The organism is Pseudomonas tohonis, from assembly GCF_012767755.2.
GTDB lineage: Bacteria > Pseudomonadota > Gammaproteobacteria > Pseudomonadales > Pseudomonadaceae > Metapseudomonas > Metapseudomonas tohonis.
The window spans coordinates 6046761-6060708 of sequence record NZ_AP023189.1; the positions used below are offsets into that span (position 1 = coordinate 6046761).

Below are 13948 nucleotides of genomic sequence, written 5' to 3' on the forward strand. Positions count from 1 at the left end.
AGTGGACGAAGAAGGCCCGGCACAGTGCGCCGGGCCCGTGGGTGCAGCAGCGAGGCCGGTCAGACCTGCTTGTAGATCACCGAGCCTTCGTCCTTGAAGCGCGCCGCCTGCTCCTGGAAGCCGGCCTCGATGGCCTGGCTCTCCTCGGAGAGGCCGTTTTCCTTGGCGTAGTCGCGCACCTCCTGGGTGATCTTCATGGAGCAGAACTTCGGCCCGCACATGGAGCAGAAGTGCGCCACCTTGGCCGAGTCCTTCGGCAGGGTCTCGTCGTGGAAGGCGCGAGCGGTGTCGGGGTCGAGGCCGAGGTTGAACTGGTCCTCCCAACGGAATTCGAAACGCGCCTTGGACAGGGCGTTGTCGCGGATCTGCGCCCCCGGGTGGCCCTTGGCAAGGTCGGCGGCGTGGGCGGCGATCTTGTAGGTGATGATCCCGGTCTTCACGTCATCCTTGTTCGGCAGGCCCAGGTGCTCCTTGGGCGTGACGTAGCAGAGCATGGCGCAACCGAACCAGCCGATCATGGCGGCGCCGATGCCGCTGGTGATGTGGTCGTAGCCGGGGGCGATGTCGGTGGTCAGCGGGCCCAGGGTGTAGAACGGCGCCTCGTCGCAGCATTCCAGCTGCTTGTCCATGTTCTCCTTGATCAGCTGCATGGGCACGTGGCCCGGGCCTTCGATCATGCACTGCACGTCGTGCTTCCAGGCGATCTTGGTCAGCTCGCCGAGGGTCTCCAGCTCACCGAACTGCGCAGCGTCGTTGGCGTCGGCGATGGAGCCCGGACGCAGGCCATCGCCCAGCGAGAAGCTGACGTCGTACGCCTTCATGATTTCGCAGATTTCCTCGAAGTGGGTGTAGAGGAAATTCTCCTGGTGATGCGCCAGGCACCACTTGGCCATGATCGAGCCGCCCCGCGAGACGATGCCGGTGACGCGCTTGGCGGTCAGCGGCACATAGCGCAGCAGTACGCCGGCGTGGATGGTGAAATAGTCGACGCCCTGCTCGGCCTGCTCGATCAGCGTGTCGCGGAACAGCTCCCAGGTCAGGTTCTCGGCGATGCCGCCGACCTTCTCCAGCGCCTGGTAGATCGGCACGGTACCGATGGGCACCGGCGAGTTGCGGATGATCCACTCGCGGGTCTCGTGGATGTGCTTGCCGGTGGACAGGTCCATCACCGTGTCCGAGCCCCAGCGGATGCCCCAGGTCAGCTTGGCCACTTCCTCCTCGATGGAGGAGCCCAGGGCCGAGTTGCCGATGTTGCCGTTGATCTTCACCAGGAAGTTGCGGCCGATGATCATTGGCTCCAGCTCGGTGTGGTTGATGTTGGCGGGGATGATGGCGCGGCCGCGGGCGATCTCGTCACGCACGAACTCGGGGGTGATCACTGCGGGGATGCTGGCGCCGAAGCTGTGCCCGGCGTGCTGCTCCTTGAGCAGGCCGGCGGCGCGCGCCTCGGCCAGCTTCATGTTCTCGCGGATGGCGACGAACTCCATCTCCGGGGTGATGATCCCCTGGCGGGCGTAGTGCATCTGGCTGACGTTGCGCCCGGGCTTGGCCCGGCGCGGGTTGCGCACGTGGGCGAAGCGCATGGCGGTCAGCTCGGGGTTGGCCAGGCGCTCCTGGCCGAAGCTGGAGGACAGGCCGGCGAGCAGCTCGGTGTCGCCGCGGTCCTCGATCCACTGCGAGCGGATGTCGGCCAGGCCCTTGCGCACGTCGATGGTGACGCTCGGGTCGGTGTAGGGGCCGGAGGTGTCGTAGACCATCACCGGCGCGTTGATCTCGCCGCCGAAGGCGGTGGGGGTCACGTCCAGGCTGATCTCGCGCATCGGCACGCGGATGTCCGGGCGCGAGCCCTGCACGTAGACCTTCTGGGAACGGGGGAAAGGCTGGATGGATTGCTGGTCGACCTGGGCGCTTTCGCTCAGGTTCGCTTGTTGTTTTGCAGTCATCGGCTAGCTCCTGGGTGATGTCGGAGCGAACCTGAGGGGCAGAGTGCACCGGGACCGGTGCCGAGAGGAGCCTCCCAGGAATGCCGCAAGGCGCGGGAGGCGCATCTTGTTCCCTACGCAGGCCTTAACCTGATCAGGTTCAACGGGATCCGGAACTTTCCGATCTCAGCCTCCGATTCGAGGCACCCCGACAAGAACGCGGCCAGTCTAAACAAGCCCCTTCCACAAAACCAACCCCAAGGTCAGAAATAAATGACCAGCCCGTCCGAAACCGACGCCCGGACCGCGTCACGCATTCATTGTTCCCGGCAAGCAACATAACGTGTTGCAAACTACACTGACCCCGCCATGGGGCCGTCTTGACCGCGTATCACGGCAGCCGTAGCCTTGCCCGACTTCACTGAATCTAGGATTGATCATGCTGCGCAGACTCTCACTGGCTGTTGCCGTGGCCTCCGCTTTCGCGGGTAGTGCCTGGGCAGCAGAGGCCCCGCTGTCAGCCAAGACGGATCTCGTGACCGTCTACAAGGACGCCGTAGACAACAACGCCGATCTCGCCGCCGCGCGCGCCAACTTCGAGGCCGTGCGCGAGGCCGTGCCCCAGGCCCGTTCCGGCCTGCTGCCGCAGATCAATGGGGGTGCCACCGCCAACGACACCCGCACCAAGCTCGACGAGCCGTCGGCCACCAGCTCGCGCAGCGGCATCGCCTACCAGGCCAGCCTGAGCCAGCCGATCTTCCGCGCCGACCGCTGGTTCCAGCTGCAGGCTGCCGAGGCCAGCACCGAGCAGGCCTCCCTGGAATTCTCCGCGACCCAGCAGAACCTGATCCTGCAGACCGCCGAAGGCTACTTCGCCGTGCTCCGCGCCCAGGACAACCTGGCCTCCACCAAGGCCGAGGAAGCGGCGTTCAAGCGCCAGCTCGACCAGGCCAACGAGCGCTTCGATGTCGGCCTCTCCGACAAGACCGACGTGCTGGAAGCCCAGGCCGGCTTCGACACCGCCCGCGCCAACCGCATCATCGCCGAGCGCAACGTGGATGACGCGTTCCAGGCGCTGGTCACCCTGACCAACCGCGAATACGCCTCCATCGAAGGCATCCAGCACACCCTGCCGGTGGTCGTGCCCGCGCCGAACGACGCCAAGGCCTGGGTCGACACCGCCGCCCAGCAGAACCTCAACCTGCAGGCCAGCAACTACGCCGTCGACGCCGCTGAAGAAACCCTGCGCCAGCGCAAGGCCGGCCACGCACCGACCCTGGACGCCGTCGCCCAGTACCAGAAAGGCGACAACGACAGCCTCGGCTTCACCAACAGCGCCGGCAGCCCGGTGCGCTACGGCAGCGATGTCGAGCAGCGCACCATCGGCCTGCAGCTGAACATCCCGATCTACAGCGGCGGCCTGACCAGCTCCCAGGTGCGCGAGTCCTACCAGCGCCTGAACCAGACCGAACAGCAGCGCGAAAGCCTGCGTCGCCAGGTGGTGCAGAACACCCGCAACTACCACCGTGCGGTGAACACCGACGTGGAGCAGGTGAAGGCTCGCAAGCAGTCGATCATCTCCAACCAGAGCGCCCTGGAAGCCACCGAGATCGGCTACCAGGTCGGTACCCGCAACATCGTCGACGTGCTCGATGCCCAGCGCCAGCTGTACAGCTCGGTGCGCGACTACAACAACGCGCGCTACGACTACATCCTCGACAACCTGCGCCTGAAGCAGGCGGCCGGCACCCTGAGCCCGTCGGACCTGGAAGCCCTCGCCAGCTTCCTCAAATCCGACTACGACCCGGACAAGGACTTCCTGCCCCCGGACCTGGCCAAGGCCGCGGAAGCCAGCCTGAAGAACAAGAGCAACTACTGAGTAGTGCTCGCGACATGAAAAAGCCCGGCTCTTGCCGGGCTTTTTCATGCCTGCCGTCGGCATGGCCTGACGCCCCCCATCCAGGACTGCTGATTGGCGGACGATGACTGGTATCAGATGCTGATACCATGAACAGCAAACAGAGCGGCACACTTGAAGCGATCTTCACCCGCCCCACCGCCAGGACACTGGAATGGGCCCGTATCGAATCGCTGTTTCTCGCCCTCGGCGCCCGATCCATCGAAGGCAACGGCTCCCGCGTACGCTTCGAGCTGAATGGCGTGATCGCCAGCTTCCACAGGCCGCATCCGGAGAAGGAAGCCTAGCCTTACCAGGTACGCCATGCCCGTACCTTCCTCGAGCAAGCAGGAGTGACTCCATGAACGTCATGAACTACAACGGCTACTCCGCACGCATCGAGTACAGCGACGAGGACGGCCTGTTCGTCGGCCATGTCGCTGGCATCCGCGATGTCGTGGGTTTCCATGGCGAGTCGGTTCAGGAATTGCGGGAAGCCTTTCGCGAAGCCGTCGAGGACTACCTCGCCACCTGCGCGAAACTCGGGCGTGAGCCGCAGAAGCCTTATTCCGGAAAGCTCAGCCTGCGCATCGAGCCGGATGTTCACGCCACCATCGCGATCAAGGCCGCACTGGCCGACATGAGCATCAACCAGTGGATTGCCGATACGGTCCGACGCGCCGCACAGGACTGACTCAGTCCCGATAATCCGGCGCCACCCGCTGCAACAGCCTCAATAGCGCCTGCCAGGCCAGGTCCATCGCATCCGGGTCGGTCAGTTCACCCTCCGCCACCGGCCGTGCGGGCTCGTTGAACTGGCGCTGGGTGTGCTCGCAGACCTCGTGGGGCGGCAGCAGCAAATCGCCACCGGCCTGGGCCGCCACCTGAATGTCGCAGGCCTTCTCCAGGTAGTACATGCGCAGGAAGGCCTGGGCCGGCGTCTCGCCGACCGTGAGCAGGCCGTGGTTGCGCAGGATCATCACCGGCTTGTCGCCCAGGTCCGCCACCAGGCGCTTCTGTTCGTCGAGGTTGAGCGCCACGCCCTCGTAGTCGTGGTAGGCGACGCGGCCGTAGAACTCCATGGATATCTGGTTCACCGGCAACAGCCCGGCCGGTTGTGCGGCCACCGCGCACCCGGCGCGGGTGTGGGTATGCAGCACGCATTGGGCATCCTCGCGGGCGGCATGGATGGCACTGTGGATGACGAATCCCGCCGGGTTGACCTTGTAGCGGGTGGGCTCCACCGGCCGCCCCAGCAGGTCGATCTTCACCAGGTCGCAGGCGCGGATCTCGTCGAACATCAGCCCATAGGGATTGATCAGGAAATGGTGCTCCGGCCCCGGCAACCGCACCGAGATGTGGGTGAAGATCAGGTCGGTCATGCGGAAATGGGCGATCAGCCTGTAGCAGGCTGCCAGCTCCTGGCGCAGGGCGCGCTCCTCTGCGGTGCAGGACGAAGTCGGAAGCGGGGCGTGCAGGGGCGTCATGGCGATCTCCGGGGGAACTGGCGCAGGTTCGGCCGCCAGCGATGGCGGCCACGGGAATGCAGGCAAGTATCGCGCCGTCCTAGCGCACCGCCCAGGCATTGAAGCGCTCTTCGAGCTCCTCGCCGTGATCGACCCAGAACTCCACATCCATCGGCAGGCTCGCCGCCAAGGCTTGCGGGGTCGCCGGTATCCAGCGGGCCTGCTCCGCGTCCAGCGCGGCTGCGGCATCCCGGTTGGTCGGCCCGTAGGGAATGCGCTGGATGTACGCCAGCTGGGGCTCCTTGCGATTGGCGAAGGCGATCAGTCGCTCGGCCCGCTGCGCATGCCGAGAGCCCTTGATGATCGCCCAGTAGTCCATGCCGTAGAGGCTGCCCGGCAGGACCAGGTCGAGGTTGCGTCCTGCCCGATGAGCCGCCGCCACGCGTCCCGAGTAGGACGAGGTCATCACCACATCACCCGCCGCCAGCCACTGTGCGGGCTGGGCGCCGGCCTCCCACCACTGGATCTGCGACTTGATCCGGTCGAGCTTGGCGAAGGCCCGGTCGACGCCACCCGGGCTGGCCAGCACCTTGTAGACCTCCCCCACCGGCACGCCGTCGGCCAGCACGGCGAACTCCAGGTTGTAGACCGCACGCTTGCGCAGCCCGCGCTTGCCGGGGAATTTCTCAAGGTCCCAGAAGTCGGCCCAGGAGGTCGGCGGGGATTGCAGCCGGTCGGCGTCATAGGCCAGGGCGACACCCCACACCAGCGCGGCGGAACCACACTCCTGGGCGGCATCGTCGACCAGCCGGTCGCGCCCGCCGATACGCTGCCAGTCCAGGCGCTCGAACAGACCGCTCTCACAGCCCCGCACCAGGTCAGGCCCTTCGATCTGCACCAGGTCCCAGTCGACGTGGCCGGTATCGGCCATCACGCGGATGCGCGCCATCTCGCCGTTGTATTCGCTCTGGATGATCGGCTTGCCGTCCTCGGCCGCGAAGGGTTTGAAGAAAGCCTCGTCCTGGGCCTTCTGGCCGTCACCGCCATAGCCGACCACCACCATGTCGGGGGCACCCTGAGCCACGAAGGCGGGCGCCAGCAGGGCGATGAGGAGGAAAAGGCGAGGCAGGCCGGTCGAGTGACGCGGAGAATCGTAGCGCATGGTGTTTCTCCCATTGTTCTTGTTGTGCGGGGATGGCCCGTCGAGGGGCAGGGATCACGCTAGATGCGCACCAGTAAAAAAACAAGTTGATTTTTTACCAGGGATAAACAAGTAATGAATTCATAAGAACCCCAGCAACCCTGCGAGGATTGCCATGCACGCTTTCCCCCACCTGTTCGAGCCCCTGCAGCTCCGTGGCAAGCGCCTGAAGAACCGCATCATGTCCAGCGGGCACGACACCAGCCTGCCCACCGACAACCGGGTCAACGATGCCCTGATCGCCTACCAGCGCACCCGCGCCGAAGGTGGCGTGGGCCTGATCGTGCTGCAGGTGGCGGGCGTTCATGACAGCGCGCGCTACACCTCGCACGTGCTGATGGCCACCGAGGACGCCTGCATCGCGGGCTATCGCGAACTGGCCGAAGCCTGCCATGCCCACGGCACCCTCGTGCTGTCGCAGCTGTTCCACCCGGGGCGCGAGATCATGGAGACCGCGAGCGGCCTGCTGGCGGTGGCCTATGCCCCTTCCGTCTCCCCGAACGAGCGTTTCCGCGTCATGCCCCGTGCGCTCGACCAGGGGATGATCGACGAGATAGTCGCAGGTTACGGCGCCGCCACCCGCCGCCTGCGCCAGGCCGGCCTGGACGGGGTGGAAGTGGTGGCAAGCCATGGCTACCTGCCCGCGCAGTTCCTCAACCCCCGGGTCAACTGCCGCGAGGACGGCTACAACGGCGACCTCGAGGCACGCCTGCGCTTTCTTCGCGAGGTCCTCGCGGCAGTGCGCCTGGCCGGGGGCGAGGACTTCATCGTCGGCCTGCGCATCTCCGCCGACGAGCGCGATCCCCAGGGCCTCGGCGAAGACGAGACACTGCAGGCAGTGCTCGCCCTGGAGCCCGAACTGGACTACGTGCACCTGGTGGCCGGCACATCCGCCTCCTTCGGCGGCGCCGTGCACATCGTCCCGCCCATGGCGGTGGAGCCGGCCTACCTGGCACCGACCGCCGGCGGGTTCAAGGCGCGCCTGGGCATCCCGCTGTTCGTCACCGGGCGCATCAACCAGCCCCAGGAGGCAGAGCGGATCATCGCCAGCGGCCAGGCCGACGTCTGCGGCATGACCCGGGCACTGATCTGCGACCCACTGATGCCGGAGAAGAGCGCAAGCGGCCGGGTCGACGACGTGCGCGCCTGCATCGCCTGCAACCAGGCCTGCATCGGCCACTTCCACAAGGGCTACCCCATCTCCTGCATCCAGCACCCGGAAACGGGGCGCGAGCTGCGTTACGGCCAGCCAACCACGACCAGCCGGGCGCAGCGGATCATGGTGGTCGGTGGCGGCCCGGCGGGCATGAAGGCCGCTGCAGTCGCCGCGCAACGGGGCCATCAGGTGACCCTCTACGAAGCGAGCACGCAGCTCGGCGGCCAGGTGCTGCTGGCGCAACTGCTGCCCCGGCGCAGCGAGTTCGGCGGCGCGGCCACCAACCTGCAGCGGGAGATGGAGCTGGCGGGCGTGAAGGTGGTGCGCAACACCCGCGTCGACCGCGCGCTCGTGGAGCGCGAGCGGCCGGACCAGGTGATCATCGCCACCGGCGCACGGCCCTACTGGCCGGATATCGAGCGCGGCGGTGAACTGCAGGTGGTGGATGCCTGGCAGGTGCTGAAAGGTGAGGTGCAGGTCGGCCGCTCGGTGCTGGTGGCCGACTGGCGTTGCGACTGGATCGGCCCCGGCATCGCCGAGCGACTGACCCGACTGGGCCACTCGGTGAGGCTGGCGGTGAATGGTACCCATTGCGGCGAAAGCCTGCCGCTCTACGTGCGCGACCAGATGGCCGGAGAACTGCACCGCCTCGGGATTCCGATCACCCCCTACGCGCGCCTCTACGGCCACGACGACAGCACGGTGTACATGCTGCATGCGGCCAGCGGCGAGCCGCTGCTGTTCGAGGACGTCGACACCCTGGTGCTGTGCCAGGGCCACCAGCCGCTGGACGAGCTGGGCGCGACGCTGGAAGGCCTGGTGCCCTTCCAGCGCATCGGCGACTGCCTGGCCGCGCGCACGGTGGAAGAGGCGATATTCGAGGGGCTGCAGGCGGCCTGGGAAATCTAGGGCGCGAGGGGCACGCCGCTGCTTTACAATGCCGCGTTCGCGCGGGGCCAGCCCTCCGCCCAGCCCCAAGGACCGGAGGGATCATGAGCCCCAGCCTGCCGCCGCCCGGCACCGCCAATGCGCCCGAGAGCCAGTTCCTCGGCACGCGCATCCGCGCCTTGCGCAAACGTCGCGACATGACCCTCGCCGAGCTGGCCGAACAGAGTTCGCTGACCGCCGGCTACATCAGCCAGCTGGAACGCAACCTGGCCTACCCTTCGATCCCCGCGCTGTTCAACATCGCCCGCAGCCTGGGCGTCACCATCCAGTGGTTCTTCGCCAGCGAAGCGCCCACGGCCGAAGCGGACAAGGGCTATGTGGTGCGCAAGAACAGCCGCATGAGCGTGCACTACGACGACGGCATCATCGACGAGCTGCTCAGCCCGCAGCCGAGCCGCTCGCTTGAGATCCTCCATTCAAGATTCCCGCCCGGCACCTACAGCGAAGAGAGCTACAGCCATGAAGGCGAGGAAGCCGGCTACGTCCTCAGTGGCGAATTCGAGCTCTGGGTCGGTGAGCGGCATTTCCGGCTGGCCGAAGGCGACAGCTTCTCCTTCTCCAGCCAGGAACCGCACCGCTACGGCAACCCTGGCGACAGGGACACGCTGATCATCTGGATCATCACCCCGCCCACGTTCTGAAGCCGCTGCGGGCGATCACCAGAGCCCGAGTCACCCCAGCTCGCGCGCGAGCCCGGCGAGCAACCGCTCCAGGGCTCCCTGGTTGGCCTTGAGCACGGCGAGCCCGGCATCGCGCATGCGAGCGGCAGCGGCGCTGTCGTGCCAGAGGCCGGCAATGGCGCTGCGCAACGCGCAGGCGTCGGCCACTTCCACCAGCGCACCGTTGTCGCGCAACTGTGCGGCGATATCGAGGAAGTTGAACAGGTGCGGGCCGCTCAGCACCGGCTTGCCCAGCGCGGCCGGCTCCAGCAGGTTGTGCCCGCCGTTGGGCACCAGGCTGCCGCCGACGAAGGCGATGTCGGCCAGGGCGAAGAGGAACAGCAGCTCGCCCATGGTGTCCCCCACCAGCACCGAGTCGCTGGCGGTCACCGCCTCGCCGCCGGAGCGGCGCACGGCGGCGAAGCCCTCGCGGCGGCACAGCTCGAACACCGCGTTGAAACGCTCCGGATGGCGCGGCACCAGGATCAGCAATGCATCGGGACGCTCGGCCAGCAACTGGCGGTGAGCCGCGAGGACGATCTCGTCTTCGCCCGCGTGGGTGCTGGCGGCGATCCAGACCGGGCGCTGCATGGCGCCCCACTGCTCACGCAAGGCGGCGGCACGGACGGGCAGTTCCGGGTCGATGCGCAGGTCGAACTTGATCGAGCCGGTCACCGTCACCGCCTCGGGTCGGGCGCCCAGGCTGCGGAAGCGCTCGGCTTCTGCCTCGGTCTGCACGGCCAGCCAGCTCAGCTCGGCGAGCATCGGCGCAGTCAGCGCATGGAAGCGCGCGTAACCCCGTGCCGAACGCTCGGAAAGCCGCGCATTGGCCAGCACCACCGGCACGCCGCGCGCGTGGCACTGGTGGATGTGGTTGGGCCACAGCTCGGTTTCCATGATCACCGCGAGCTTCGGTTTCAGCAGGCGCTGGAAGCGCGCCGCCGCCCAGGGCAGGTCATAGGGCAGGTAGCAGTGCTGCACCTGGTCGCCGAACATCGCGCGGATGCGTTCGGAGCCGGTGGGCGTCATGCAGGTGACGGTGATCGGCAGCTGCGGGTGACGCTCGCGTAGGGCACGGATCATCGGCGCGGCGGCGATGCTCTCGCCCACGGATACGGCATGCACCCAGATGCCGCCCGGCCGCAGCGGCGGCAAGCCGAAGGCGAAGCGCTCGGCGATGCGCCGTGCATAGGCCGGAGCGCGCCAGGCGCGCCAGGCCAGGCGCAGGGCGATGAGGGGCAGGCCGAGGTGGAACAGCAGGGTATAGAGGGTGCGATTCATGGGCGCGGAGCTTATCAGAGCGACGGCCCGGGATCAGCCGATCGCCTTGAGGTGCTCGGCGAAGCAGTCGGCCAGCCACAGCGCCGCCGGGCCCAGCGCCTCGTCGCGGCGGCAGACCAGCTCCACCACCAGGGGCGGCGGCGTCCAGTCGCTGCTCAGCTCCACCAGCTGGTTCTGGTAGGTCGGGTACTGCACCACATGGCGCGGCAACCAGGCCCAGCCCAGGTTGCGCATCAGCAGCTCGGCCATGGTGTAGAAGCTGTCGGTGCGCCAGATCGAGGGGCTGAGCTGCTCGCCGCCGGGGTAGCGGCTGTCCTGCGGCGCCATCAGCAACTGGCGGTGGCGGGCCAGCTCGCGACGGTCGACATGCGCCACACCCGCCAGGGGATGGCCGACGCCGCAGACGGTGACCATCTCGATGGTGCCCAGGCGCTGGCGCTCCAGCGCCTCGGGCATCTGCTCGTGGTGGAACAGCAGGCCCAGGTCGGCGCGGCGCTCCAGCAGCTTGCGCGCCACGTCACCCTGGGCGCCGCTGGCCAGTTGCACTTCCAGCAGGGGGAACGCCTTGGCCAAGGCCTCCAGGCTGTCGAGCACCGGCTGGTAGGGCATGGCCTCGTCCTGGGCCAGGCGCAGGCGCACCTCTTCACCCCGCACCAGCCCGAGCGCGCGCCCCTCCAGCCGCTGGCACTGGCGCAGCACCTCGCGGGCCTCCTCCAGAAGGGTGCCGCCGGCTGCGGTCAGGCGCGGCTGGCGGCCGCTGCTGCGCTCGAAAAGCGTCACCCCGAGATCGGCCTCCAGCATGGCGATGGAAGTGCTGACCGCCGACTGCGCCCGGTTGAGCCGACGTGCCGCCGAGGAAAACGACTGGCCTTCGGCGACGCTGACGAACAGGCGGATCTGCTCAAGGTTCCACTGCATGACCTATCTCCATTACAGATGGGTAATCACTTTATCCCATCATTGCGGCGGCTAGAATCGGCAGCCGGAAAACCCAGGAGGCCACCATGACCGGCTATCTCTACCTCGCCATCGCCATCACCGCCGAAGTGATCGCCACCACCTCGATGAAGGCCCTCGACGGCTTCAGCAAACCCCTTCCGCTGCTGCTGGTGGTGGTCGGCTACAGCCTCTCCTTCTGGATGCTCAGCCTGGTGGTCAAGAGCATCCCGGTCGGTATCGCCTATGCGATCTGGGCGGGCCTGGGCATCGTCCTGGTGAGCATCGCCGCGGTTTTCCTCTACCAGCAGAAGCTGGACATCCCGGCCATGCTCGGCATGGGCCTGATCGTCTCGGGCGTCGTGGTGATCCAGCTGTTCTCCAGCAGCACCGGCCACTGATCCACGTCAGCCCCGCCTCACGGCGCGCGTTATACTGCGCGCCGGTTTTCTTCGAGGCAGCTTCCATGTCCCAGGTTCTCAACACCGACGTCCTCATCGTGGGCGGCGGCGTCGCCGGCCTCTGGCTCGCGGCACGCCTGCGCAGCCAGGGCTTCGCCACCCTGCTGGTGGAGAGCGCCAGCCTCGGCGGCGGGCAGAGCGTGAAGTCCCAGGGCATCATCCACGGCGGCGCCAAGTACGCCCTGCACGGCGCGCTGACCGGCGCCTCCGAAGCCATCGCCGACATGCCGCGCCGCTGGCGCGAGGCCCTGGCCGGCAACGGCGAGCTGGACCTGCGCCCGGTGCGCCTGCTGTCCGACGCCCACTACCTGTGGTCGCCCGGCTCCCTGGCCGGCAACATCACCAGCTTCTTCGCCAGCAAGGCGGTGCGCGGCCGCGTCGACCAGGTCAAGGGCGACGCCCTGCCCCCGGCCCTGCAACACCCGAAATTCAAGGGCAAGGTCTATCGCCTCGCCGAACTGGTGCTGGACGTGCCGAGCCTGATCCAGCGCCTGGCCGACCTCGCCGGCGACGGCCTGTTGGCCGGGCGCAGCATCGAACCGCTGCGCGAGGGGGATGAGCTCGTCGGCCTGGTGGTCGACGGTCGCAGCATCCGCGCCCAGCGCATCGTGCTCAGCGCCGGTGCCGGCAACGAGGCGCTGCTGCAGGCCCTCGGCATCCAGCAACCGGCCATGCAGCGCCGCCCGCTGCACATGGTGATGGTCAAGGCGCCCGGGCTGAAACCGCTCTACGCCCACTGCCTCGGCGGCGGGCCCAAGCCGCGCGTCACCGTCACCACCCATCCCGCTGCCGATGGCCAGTGGGTCTGGTACCTGGGTGGCGACATCGCCGAAGCCGATGGCGTGGCGCGCAACGAGGCGGAGCAGATCGCCGCGGCGGAGAAGGAACTGCGCGACCTGCTGCCCTGGATCGACCTGGCCGCCGCCCGATGGGCGACCCTGCGGGTGGACCGCGCGGAGCCGGTGCAGAACGGCCTGGCGCGCCCGGACAACGCCTTCCTCGCCGACCAGGGCCGCCTGCTGGTGGGCTGGCCGACCAAGCTGGCGCTGGCCCCCGACTTCGCCGACCGGGTGATCACCGCCCTGGAACGCGACGGGATACGGCCGACGCAGCCGGCGCTCCTGCCCGAGCTGCCGCGCCCGAGCCTGGCGCAACCGGTCTGGGAGGAACTGCTGTGAGCCGGAGCCTGCACCACCTGCACCGTCCCCTGGGCGACACCGGCCTGATCGTCTCCCCCCTGGGCCTGGGCACCGTCAAGCTGGGCCGCGACCAGGGCGTCAAATACCCCTCGGGCTTCACCATCCCCGATGACGACGAAGCCGGCCGCCTGATCGGCCTGGCCCATGAGCTGGGCATCAACCTGATCGACACCGCGCCGGCCTACGGCCGCAGCGAGGAGCGCCTCGGCCCGTTGCTGCGCGGCCGGCGCCAGGACTGGGTGATCGTCAGCAAGAGCGGCGAGGAGTTCGAGGCGGGCCGCTCCAGCCACGACTTCAGCCCGGCGCATACCCGCCGCTCCGTGGAGCGCAGCCTGAAGCGCCTGGAGACCGACTACATCGACCTGCTGCTGCTGCACTCCGATGGCGACGACCTGCGCATCCTGCGCGACAGCGGTGCCTACGAGACCCTCGCCGAGCTCAAGCGCGAGGGCAAGATCCGCGCCTTCGGCCTTTCCGGCAAGACCGTGGAAGGCGGCCTGCTGGCGCTGGAGCGCGGCGACTGCGCGATGGTCACCTACAACCTCGCCGAACAGGGCGAGAAGCCGGTGCTGGACTATGCTGCCAGTCACGCCAAGGGCATCCTGATCAAGAAGGGCCTGGCCAGCGGCCATGCCTGCCTGGGGGCCGGCGTCGACCCGGTGAAAGCGAGCTTCGAGCTGATCTTCGGCCACCCCGGAGTCGGCAGCGCCATCATCGGAACCATCAATCCGCTGCATCTGTCCCATAATGTCGCGACGGCCGCCGAGGTGCTGCAAGGCCGTCCCTGAGCGCCGCAACAGCGGCCGACCCCGACGCAAGAAG

Annotated in this window: 13 protein-coding genes and 1 riboswitch; of the genes, 8 read left to right on the forward strand and 5 right to left on the reverse strand. The window is 67.7% G+C overall.

Annotated elements, in window-relative coordinates:
• Positions 1–59: 59 nt before the first annotated feature.
• Positions 60–1943 carry a phosphomethylpyrimidine synthase ThiC gene (gene thiC, locus HSX14_RS27755; protein ID WP_173171331.1) on the reverse strand — a complete coding sequence of 628 codons (1884 nt, stop codon included), beginning with the start codon at positions 1941–1943 and terminating at the stop codon, positions 60–62.
• A 93-nt stretch (positions 1944–2036) separates the two neighbouring features.
• A riboswitch (TPP riboswitch) is annotated at positions 2037–2143 on the reverse strand.
• Positions 2144–2361: 218 nt separating this feature from the next.
• On the opposite strand from thiC, the gene HSX14_RS27760 reads away from it, so the two are divergent.
• The 3 genes from HSX14_RS27760 to HSX14_RS27770 all read left to right on the forward strand — a co-directional run bounded on the left by HSX14_RS27760 (position 2362) and on the right by HSX14_RS27770 (position 4513).
• Entirely contained in the window at positions 2362–3801 is a 1440-nt protein-coding gene (locus tag HSX14_RS27760) for a TolC family outer membrane protein (protein WP_173171329.1), read from the forward strand.
• A gap of 128 nt (positions 3802–3929) precedes the next feature.
• Entirely contained in the window at positions 3930–4127 is a 198-nt protein-coding gene (locus HSX14_RS27765) for a type II toxin-antitoxin system HicA family toxin (protein WP_116858099.1), read from the forward strand.
• A 53-nt stretch (positions 4128–4180) separates the two neighbouring features.
• Positions 4181–4513 carry a type II toxin-antitoxin system HicB family antitoxin gene (locus HSX14_RS27770; protein ID WP_173171327.1) on the forward strand — a complete coding sequence of 111 codons (333 nt, stop codon included), beginning with the start codon at positions 4181–4183 and terminating at the stop codon, positions 4511–4513.
• Position 4514: 1 nt separating this feature from the next.
• Here the strand turns inward: HSX14_RS27770 and HSX14_RS27775 are convergent, their stop codons facing one another.
• Both HSX14_RS27775 and HSX14_RS27780 read right to left on the reverse strand, forming a co-directional pair.
• Entirely contained in the window at positions 4515–5306 is a 792-nt protein-coding gene (locus HSX14_RS27775; protein WP_173171325.1) for a class II aldolase/adducin family protein, read from the reverse strand.
• A gap of 79 nt (positions 5307–5385) precedes the next feature.
• Entirely contained in the window at positions 5386–6447 is a 1062-nt protein-coding gene (locus HSX14_RS27780) for an ABC transporter substrate-binding protein (protein ID WP_173171323.1), read from the reverse strand.
• A gap of 154 nt (positions 6448–6601) precedes the next feature.
• On the opposite strand from HSX14_RS27780, the gene HSX14_RS27785 reads away from it, so the two are divergent.
• Entirely contained in the window at positions 6602–8551 is a 1950-nt protein-coding gene (locus tag HSX14_RS27785; RefSeq protein ID WP_173171321.1) for an oxidoreductase, read from the forward strand.
• A gap of 83 nt (positions 8552–8634) precedes the next feature.
• Positions 8635–9231, forward strand: coding sequence for a cupin domain-containing protein (locus HSX14_RS27790; protein ID WP_173171319.1), 597 nt, complete (start codon positions 8635–8637; stop codon positions 9229–9231).
• A gap of 30 nt (positions 9232–9261) precedes the next feature.
• Here HSX14_RS27790 and waaA read toward each other — a convergent pair whose 3' ends face one another.
• Together waaA and HSX14_RS27800 are read right to left on the reverse strand one after the other, a co-directional pair.
• Positions 9262–10530, reverse strand: coding sequence for a lipid IV(A) 3-deoxy-D-manno-octulosonic acid transferase (gene waaA, locus HSX14_RS27795; protein WP_173171317.1), 1269 nt, complete (start codon positions 10528–10530; stop codon positions 9262–9264).
• Between the two features lie 33 nt (positions 10531–10563).
• Positions 10564–11448: a LysR family transcriptional regulator gene (locus HSX14_RS27800; RefSeq protein ID WP_173171315.1), complete on the reverse strand. Its 885-nt coding sequence runs from the start codon at positions 11446–11448 to the stop codon at positions 10564–10566.
• 86 nt (positions 11449–11534) lie between these two features.
• Here HSX14_RS27800 and HSX14_RS27805 point away from each other — a divergent pair, with 86 nt between their 5' ends.
• The 3 genes from HSX14_RS27805 to HSX14_RS27815 all read left to right on the forward strand — a co-directional run bounded on the left by HSX14_RS27805 (position 11535) and on the right by HSX14_RS27815 (position 13914).
• Complete coding sequence (locus HSX14_RS27805; RefSeq protein ID WP_173171313.1) at positions 11535–11867, forward strand: DMT family transporter; 333 nt, start codon at positions 11535–11537, stop codon at positions 11865–11867.
• A 65-nt stretch (positions 11868–11932) separates the two neighbouring features.
• Positions 11933–13105 carry an NAD(P)/FAD-dependent oxidoreductase gene (locus tag HSX14_RS27810; RefSeq protein ID WP_173171311.1) on the forward strand — a complete coding sequence of 391 codons (1173 nt, stop codon included), beginning with the start codon at positions 11933–11935 and terminating at the stop codon, positions 13103–13105.
• Positions 13102–13914: an aldo/keto reductase gene (locus HSX14_RS27815; RefSeq protein ID WP_173171309.1), complete on the forward strand. Its 813-nt coding sequence runs from the start codon at positions 13102–13104 to the stop codon at positions 13912–13914. The genes HSX14_RS27810 and HSX14_RS27815 overlap by 4 nt, the downstream gene beginning before the upstream one ends.
• Positions 13915–13948 lie beyond the last annotated feature (34 nt).

Bases quoted from the DNA above. Each gene is read 5' to 3' on its own strand.
- thiC (WP_173171331.1), bottom strand. From the start codon at position 1,943: ATGACTGCAAAACAACAAGCGAACCTGAGCGAAAGCGCCCAGGTCGAC.
- HSX14_RS27760 (WP_173171329.1), top strand. From the start codon at position 2,362: ATGCTGCGCAGACTCTCACTGGCTGTTGCCGTGGCCTCCGCTTTCGCG.
- HSX14_RS27765 (WP_116858099.1), top strand. From the start codon at position 3,930: ATGAACAGCAAACAGAGCGGCACACTTGAAGCGATCTTCACCCGCCCC.
- HSX14_RS27770 (WP_173171327.1), top strand. From the start codon at position 4,181: ATGAACGTCATGAACTACAACGGCTACTCCGCACGCATCGAGTACAGC.
- HSX14_RS27775 (WP_173171325.1), bottom strand. From the start codon at position 5,306: ATGACGCCCCTGCACGCCCCGCTTCCGACTTCGTCCTGCACCGCAGAG.
- HSX14_RS27780 (WP_173171323.1), bottom strand. From the start codon at position 6,447: ATGCGCTACGATTCTCCGCGTCACTCGACCGGCCTGCCTCGCCTTTTC.
- HSX14_RS27785 (WP_173171321.1), top strand. From the start codon at position 6,602: ATGCACGCTTTCCCCCACCTGTTCGAGCCCCTGCAGCTCCGTGGCAAG.
- HSX14_RS27790 (WP_173171319.1), top strand. From the start codon at position 8,635: ATGAGCCCCAGCCTGCCGCCGCCCGGCACCGCCAATGCGCCCGAGAGC.
- waaA (WP_173171317.1), bottom strand. From the start codon at position 10,530: ATGAATCGCACCCTCTATACCCTGCTGTTCCACCTCGGCCTGCCCCTC.
- HSX14_RS27800 (WP_173171315.1), bottom strand. From the start codon at position 11,448: ATGCAGTGGAACCTTGAGCAGATCCGCCTGTTCGTCAGCGTCGCCGAA.
- HSX14_RS27805 (WP_173171313.1), top strand. From the start codon at position 11,535: ATGACCGGCTATCTCTACCTCGCCATCGCCATCACCGCCGAAGTGATC.
- HSX14_RS27810 (WP_173171311.1), top strand. From the start codon at position 11,933: ATGTCCCAGGTTCTCAACACCGACGTCCTCATCGTGGGCGGCGGCGTC.